We start from the raw sequence: 6833 nt of genomic DNA, 5'->3' as shown, positions 1-6833 counted from the left end.
ACTTTCGTAAGTGCTTGAATGTAGACGGATCTATCGCCCGCTCCATTGTCGGTCAGGCAAAATTCGCCAGCTGTCGAGATGTGTATAAACCTATGCTTTGAATCCGTCGAGAGAAGTGTAATGATAGATGGTGTCTTGATTAGGTTTTGATAATCTAAACAACTCAGTTTGAACTGGTCGTCGAACAACCCAACCATATGGTTCATTATCGGAAATCCAAAAGTATCGTGGAAAACCATCGCTAGCCACGAAACTTTCGCGTTTATATACCTTTTCAGCAATAACACCGAATCTGTTGTCAATGTATAAATCATCGTGGTAGCCATGGGGGCAGTCGGGCCAAGGGCACGGTAGCATTCCTCCCCCTCCAGCGAAATGAGTGCGGCAAAAATCGTTTGTGGGCATTTAAAGGTAGCTCCGTTATTAATAGAACACATCTTAGCGTAGCAATCGCTAGTGAAATGCCACAGGTTCGATTACTCAATTTGGGCCCGTGCCATTTTGCCATTTGCTCAACAACTCTGATAAAGCGCAGATGAAATAACTTCCACCGGGCCAGTTGAGGTTGCACGGCTGTTCATGGCCGAATTCTGCCGACTATTATCAATACTGCTGCTTATACGACGGGTTTACGTCCTGGCAGGGTTATTCAGAAGTCGCTTTCGGTCATGGATAAGAAGTTAGTTGGGCCAAGAGCGTCGGAAGATACCACTCCCTGCAAAGCTCTTCATACATGTTGCCAAGATTTGTCAATTTGTGCCAAATGTGCCCATTGGCAAGATGCAACATTGCAACATGCTCTCCAGATGGAACCTCGTCTGCAAGAGCACGCTCCAACGCAAGAAGGTCATGGTGCGAATCTTTAATGGGAGCCCAAAATTCATGCTTGGCCCAAATATCCAAACGCAAGGCTGCATTTACAAAGGTCTTCATCATCTCGACTTCAAGTTTGGCTGTCATTGAGTATGTGAAATTAGTGAGCTCAAGACGCCGTTTTATTTCAATGCTTTGATAATTAAAAAGCCCGAACGCAGCCAACATCTTTGCACGTTTCCCGAAGTTTCTAAGTGGGACTAAGTGATTACTATCACGTGTAATCTCATTTTGGATAGGAATATTAATCACTTTTGAACCACTTCTAAAGAATACGGGATCCTCTGGAATGATAACCTTGTCGATGTAATCGTTTAGGCAGACAAAGAACATCCGCTCGGTCGAAACGTCAGCTAGGATTAACAAAACTGGAACTGCAGTTCCCATTGATTGAACCGTTAGCAGATCAGAAATCTCTAGCTGAAACTTAACCACGTCGATGTCGACATAATCGTCTTTATCTTCACTTAACGTACCTAAAGCGACATTGCCACGGGCAAACGCCCGCCGTTTTCCGTACTCGACAGCGCTTGATGCTTTTAGTTGAACATAAAAGTTCTCACCAAGCGTCTCAGCCATAGTTTTATGGTCATCCACATAGTCGAATAATTCAACTACGCAATCAATACCATAGTCCGGGCCATACTCGTGGATTACCCAAGTTTCAGGCAACTTTTGCCGAAGAATACGATAAGAATCCTCTTCTTTAATTTGGCTAAGTGACCGGCGTTTTCTATTCATTTGAAAAAAGTTTGCAAAGATGTGAGGTTTAGCTAAAGAATTTACGCCCGACTGCTTCCGACTCTACGAAGTCTGCTTCTGGCCGATCACTGCCATTCAGGTTGCGGGCCAGGACGCGTGTAACCCCACACCCTAACGACGCCATCTTCGACTGAGTATGGAATGTTGTGGCCGCGCAGTGTCTTCCGCAGCCACTCCTGTGACGTCGATTTCAGCTCCAGCCATTCTATGTCAGCGACGGGGTGGATATGGTAATAGAATTCGCCGTCCCAATTAGTGTAAAAATCTGGTGCTGCAAATACGCTGCGAGCCCGGAACCTTCGTGCCTGCTCCCGAGGGGCCGTCAGCATTTCAGAACGAAGTTCCGCCCACTTCGTGTTATTTAGTATTGGATAAAGTTCGCCGCGTTTGATCATCCCGGTCAGACGCTTCATGTCGTGTTCGTCAGGTCGGGGCATCTCTTTTGGTCCCCAACCGAATTCGTGTTTAGCGTGCATATCCTGTTTTTTAGTTAAAAAACGGCCGCCTCCTGATGGTCGATTGCGACGTGTCCGCCTAAAGGCGCATTCCCAGCCATATCACGGACTCTGTCGCACCGGAGATTGCAGTGCTCAGCATTCGTCCGAATATGCCTGATGTTTGGTTGTGATTCGCTGCCGCATCATGATGTTCTTGTTCATCGTTTAGGATACTAGAAATTGCGGACACGGCCTCAACATCATCAGCCAGGAGCTCAGTTTGGTGACGCAGATGGCGAAGCACAGTTCGTTCGACAGCCACTGTCGTGAGTGATATTGCCTGCGCGCCAAATAGACCCGTTGCAATGCCGAGAACATAGCCGCCTGCCGCACACAGCCAGTAGCTCTTACAACGCCTTAAACCACGACGCTGGAGCTCTCTATAGAAAGTTGTCCTGTGCTTCTCCTCATCGGCCTTGAAAGCCAAGAGTTCAGGCAATAGCGACTTCGCAGTAAACCGCGCCATAAAAATCTGACCTGCATAAATGCTTACAGCCCCATGCTCTCCTGCATGGTTCACCTTCATTATTCGCCCAGCCAGCCCAATAGCATTTATCAACGTTGAAAGACCCGAAGTAGCATTAAAAAATGACCGGCGGCTTATGGCCGCTAACGCATAGGTTTACACACATCTTTTTCTGACCGTCGCACTGGCCCGCAAGAACCGCACTTTTTGAGTGTTTTTGCTTAAAAATTGAGCAAAGTCGTTGTGCGTTGACGGGAAATCCATCGGGCAGGCACTCCGGGATTGCTGTTTCTGCAACAGCTGGTGCTTTGTAAGTGTTTGATTTTATTGGCGAAAAAAGATGTGTATAAACCTATGCCGCTAACGGCATCCGGCGTCTACCAAAACGGCCACAAGGCCCCCACAAAAGCACGACGCCTAATGTTGAGTATGTCAGCTGCGGAGAATGAAAGCTCGCTTTCGCCGTTCGATGCACTTGCGTATCCCGTAATAAATCGACCACCGCGCACAACTAGATTCTTAAAGACCTGGCCATCCTTGAGGCGAACATCAACCCAGTGGCAATCCATTTTCATTTCTGGGCCAATCTTCTTAAGCAAATCGGCTGGTATTTCGAGTCGCGACAATATCTGCTCCAATTTATGAGTGGCTGTTTCTGGCCGTTTTCAGTCGGCGGCCGCTAGCCTTTTTTCCAAGAACTGAGAAAGACCTGAGGCAAACCAGGAGCGTGCATCCGTCTCGTGTTCCCAGCGATACACATCATGTTTGTGAACAATGCCGTCCCCTTGAATCGCCACTGCGAACTGGTCCCCGCCACCATCATATCCAAAGAAAAGTAGATGGTCAAAGGGCATATATAACTCTCTAAAGCTAGCCCTGTCACGAAATTCTTTGTTGCGGCTAACGATGTCAGAAATTTTCCAAATAACCTCGCAGCCATAGTCTGCAACGAGGCCGCCAGCCTCCAAAAAGAAACTTCTCAGGTCTGACGGGAATTCAATACGGAGTAGCTTTTCAGCTTCAGCAATAGTTACCTCATCCGAAGGAGGGGCAAACTCAGCGTCTGAATCGTGCGCAATAACCGTCATTTTCCAATTCATATTTTCAGCGGCACCCTTCCGACCGTCCGGTTCTGGCCGATAGCAGAAATCCGCACCTAGTCCCCTCCGCTGTGAACGGATGTCGTGGTGTATGATGTCCGACACTAGCCCACCAATGCGAAATTATTAGTCACAAAAATTTCTCGTTGGAAATTTTCAATAACAGATGTATCATAGTGCTTTAACTACAAATGTATGCGAATATGAATCCTATCCTAGCAAAAACCTTCGGTGGTCTATCCAAGCAATACTATTTCCGACAATTGTTCTTCGCGGTTCTAATGAGTGCATTTTTTATCGCTATAGGTTTTCGGCAAAAGGATGGCAGCATTGCCATTGGAGCGATTTTGATGTTGTTCGTTAGCACTTTCCTGTACCCCTATTCGCGATTCGTTTATGAAAGCATTATTGAATTCATCATTGGAAACAATACTTTTTTCGTTAATGCTATTTTCATGATGTTCGTAAAAATATTTACCATGCTTGTCTGCTTTATGTTGGCGATTTTCATTGCACCTGTTGGTCTACTATATCTTTATTTCCGCAATAGCGCTAACGGTAGCTAAGTACCGAATACTTTAGCACCCAGTACGGTTCTCATGTCAAGATAATTTTTTCACCATCCTGGCTGAAAACCGTCCTGGTGCGTCAATGGCTTTTGGCCGACAAGTGCCATGCACCACACCAACTAAAGATGACGCACTTCAGTTGGCGGCGTTTCCCAGTTATCGTTTTTACCGTCAAGATAAGTGATGGGAGCATTCACGAGTTCTTCCGGCGTCACATCGTCGAGGCAAGTTACATTGACCGCATAGAACTCGCCCCAACGAGGGGACCGGCCAATCCCGAAGGAGCGAACACCGCAGTGCCTACAAAACAGATGCGGGTCTGTCTTTGTTAGAAATTGATATTTGGTGAGTTCAGCCTCACCGGACAGCAAACGAAACGAAGCCGGCGTCACAATAGCGGGCCAAAATCTTATCTTGGCGCAGATGGAGCAATTGCAGCGGATGGTGCCTTGGCTCAGGTCGATGTCGGCTTCAAAACGAACCGCACCGCAATAACAGCTGCCATGATAAGTCTTCACTTGCACTCCATTTGACCCGGGAATGCTTAGACTTTATCAGGCGCTTGCATGTATGGCAACCATCTGGTCGCCAGCTGCTTCTGGCCAAAAATTCCCATCGCTATGGCGGAGACGCGGCAAGTATTAAGCGTCGGCGAGCCATTCCATTTCTTGCACTTGGATGTGTGGGTGGCTGTCGAGCGCCTCCCACTCCGGCAAGAACGCAAAGCCCAGCTTGCGGTAAAAGGCGGCGGCTCTCGCATTGTCGGGCGACACGCCCAACACCACGCGCCTATGCCCCTGCGCGAGCGCGTGCGCCTTGATGCCATCGACGAGGCCGGCGGCGGCGGCCGTGCCCCGGTGCTCGGGCTTGACCCACATGGCGATCAGGTTGAATTCCGCCGCCTGGCTGACGCCGCCTCCGGCGAGGCCAACCGCCACCCCATCGATATACGCCAGCAGAAAGGCCACGCGGTAGCCGGTCGCGGCGCGCTCGCGCCATTGCGCCTCGCTGTTCGCCGCCGCCGAGGCATGGCTCACGCCGAATGCGGTGGGCGCGTCGAGCAAGGCGGCCAGTCGGATCTCTTTGAGTGTGGCCCAGTCTTCTTCCGTGGTGTGTCGGATGATCATCATTGTTTGCGCATGGCTGGATTGGAATATTGCAACGAGTCTAACAGAAGCGCCCGTCCCTTCCCCACAAGCAAGAAATGCGCGGACAAAAAAACGGCGCCGAATCCGGCGCCGCTTTCATTGTCCCGCCATGCCGGCCGAAGCCGGCCGACGATCAGGCGTAGCTGCGCAGACGCAGCGAAAAGTCCTGCAGCGACTTGATGCCCGAGCCTTCGGCGCGGTTGCACCAGTCTTGCAGCTTGTGCAGCAGTTGGTCGCGGGTGAAGTGGGAACGCTCCCAGATCACGCCCAGCTCAACGCGCATATTGTGCATGGTCTCCAGCGCCTTGCTGTGCTGGAACAGTTCGCTCAGTTGCTGCTGTTGCGTCGCGGCCAGCTTGCCCGGCTCGCTCTGCAGCAATTTGCGCGACGATTTGAGGAAGCGCGCCTCCAGCTGGGCCTTGTCCTTCAGGTGGGCCAGCTCTTCCTTCCAGGCGTGCTTGACCGACTTGGCATACTTGGCCATGACGTCGTAGCGGTTGGCGATCACCGACTGCAGGGTGTCGAAGTCGGCCTCCAGCTTGCCGTGGGCGAACTTCGGCTCCGGCAGGCGTTTCTTGACCTTGGCCAGACCCAACGTTTCGAGCACGCGGATGTAGAACCAGCCGATGTCGATCTCATACCATTTCGACGACAGCTTGGCCGAGGTGGCGAAGGTGTGGTGGTTGTTGTGCAACTCTTCGCCGCCGATCAGGATGCCGAAGGGAATGATGTTGGTGGCGGCGTCGGCGCAGTCGTAGTTGCGATAGCCCCAGTAGTGGCCGATGCCGTTGATGATGCCGGCGGCGGTGACGGGAATCCACATCATCTGCACGGCCCAGACCGACACGCCGATCACGCCGAACAAGACGAAGTTGATCCCCAGCAGCAGCAGGAAGCCCAGCCAGCTGTACTTGGTGTACAGATTGCGCTCGATCCAGTCGGTCGGCGTGCCGTGGCCATACTTCTCCATGGTTTCCAGGTTCTTCGATTCAGCGCGGTACAGCTCGGCGCCTTCCCAGAACACTTTCTTGATGCCACGGGTGACCGGGCTGTGCGGATCTTCCTCGGTGTCGCATTTGGCGTGGTGCTTGCGGTGGATGGCGGCCCATTCCTTGGTCACCTGGCCGGTGGTCAGCCACAGCCAGAAACGGAAGAAGTGGCTGGGGATCGCGTGCAGCTCCAGCGCACGGTGCGCCTGGTGCCGGTGCAGGTAAATGGTGACGCTGGCGATGGTGATGTGGGTAACGATCAGGGTATAGAAAAACACTTGCCAAGCGGTCAATCCGGTGACGCCGTTTGCCAAAAATTCCAATACTGCGTTTAAACTAAAAGTCATTACTGCTCCAAAGTGGGTGTCCCAATGCGGTCGCTCCATTGCTCCAGAGGTCCGATATTCTTGCTTTTGGACGTCATTGTAC

Annotated in this window: 8 protein-coding genes; 1 reads left to right on the top strand and 7 read right to left on the bottom strand. The window is 51.1% G+C overall.

Translation table 11 applies throughout. The features are described from left to right. Positions 1-666 precede the first annotated feature (666 nt). From H7U20_RS13055 to H7U20_RS13040, 4 genes are all read right to left on the bottom strand, one after another. On the bottom strand, positions 667-1614 hold the full coding sequence (locus H7U20_RS13055; protein WP_199759586.1) for a DUF4365 domain-containing protein: 948 nt from the start codon (positions 1612-1614) through the stop codon (positions 667-669). Between the two features lie 86 nt (positions 1615-1700). Beyond that, the gene (locus H7U20_RS13050; RefSeq protein ID WP_199759585.1) at positions 1701-2048 is read right to left on the bottom strand and encodes a DUF6678 family protein; all 348 of its coding nucleotides are present in this window, start codon (positions 2046-2048) and stop codon (positions 1701-1703) included. A gap of 121 nt (positions 2049-2169) precedes the next feature. After that, positions 2170-2658 carry a demethoxyubiquinone hydroxylase family protein gene (locus H7U20_RS13045; protein ID WP_233410731.1) on the bottom strand — a complete coding sequence of 163 codons (489 nt, stop codon included), beginning with the start codon at positions 2656-2658 and terminating at the stop codon, positions 2170-2172. A 605-nt stretch (positions 2659-3263) separates the two neighbouring features. Next, the gene (locus H7U20_RS13040) at positions 3264-3686 is read right to left on the bottom strand and encodes an SMI1/KNR4 family protein (protein WP_199759583.1); all 423 of its coding nucleotides are present in this window, start codon (positions 3684-3686) and stop codon (positions 3264-3266) included. A 215-nt stretch (positions 3687-3901) separates the two neighbouring features. Here H7U20_RS13040 and H7U20_RS13035 point away from each other — a divergent pair, with 215 nt between their 5' ends. After that, positions 3902-4264 carry a hypothetical protein gene (locus tag H7U20_RS13035; RefSeq protein ID WP_199759582.1) on the top strand — a complete coding sequence of 121 codons (363 nt, stop codon included), beginning with the start codon at positions 3902-3904 and terminating at the stop codon, positions 4262-4264. A 122-nt stretch (positions 4265-4386) separates the two neighbouring features. Here the strand turns inward: H7U20_RS13035 and H7U20_RS13030 are convergent, their stop codons facing one another. The 3 genes from H7U20_RS13030 to H7U20_RS13020 all read right to left on the bottom strand — a co-directional run bounded on the left by H7U20_RS13030 (position 4387) and on the right by H7U20_RS13020 (position 6751). Continuing rightward, a complete protein-coding gene (locus tag H7U20_RS13030) occupies positions 4387-4785 on the bottom strand; it encodes a GFA family protein (protein ID WP_199759581.1) in 399 nt (132 codons plus the stop codon). Positions 4786-4908: 123 nt separating this feature from the next. Further along, positions 4909-5397: a GNAT family N-acetyltransferase gene (locus H7U20_RS13025; protein ID WP_199759580.1), complete on the bottom strand. Its 489-nt coding sequence runs from the start codon at positions 5395-5397 to the stop codon at positions 4909-4911. 151 nt (positions 5398-5548) lie between these two features. After that, on the bottom strand, positions 5549-6751 hold the full coding sequence (locus tag H7U20_RS13020; RefSeq protein ID WP_199759579.1) for a DesA family fatty acid desaturase: 1203 nt from the start codon (positions 6749-6751) through the stop codon (positions 5549-5551). Between the last annotated feature and the right edge of the window lie 82 nt (positions 6752-6833).

It is taken from the genome of Rugamonas violacea (genome assembly GCF_016461825.1).
GTDB lineage: Bacteria > Pseudomonadota > Gammaproteobacteria > Burkholderiales > Burkholderiaceae_D > Rugamonas.
This window is presented reverse-complemented; position numbering and strand designations above follow the sequence as displayed.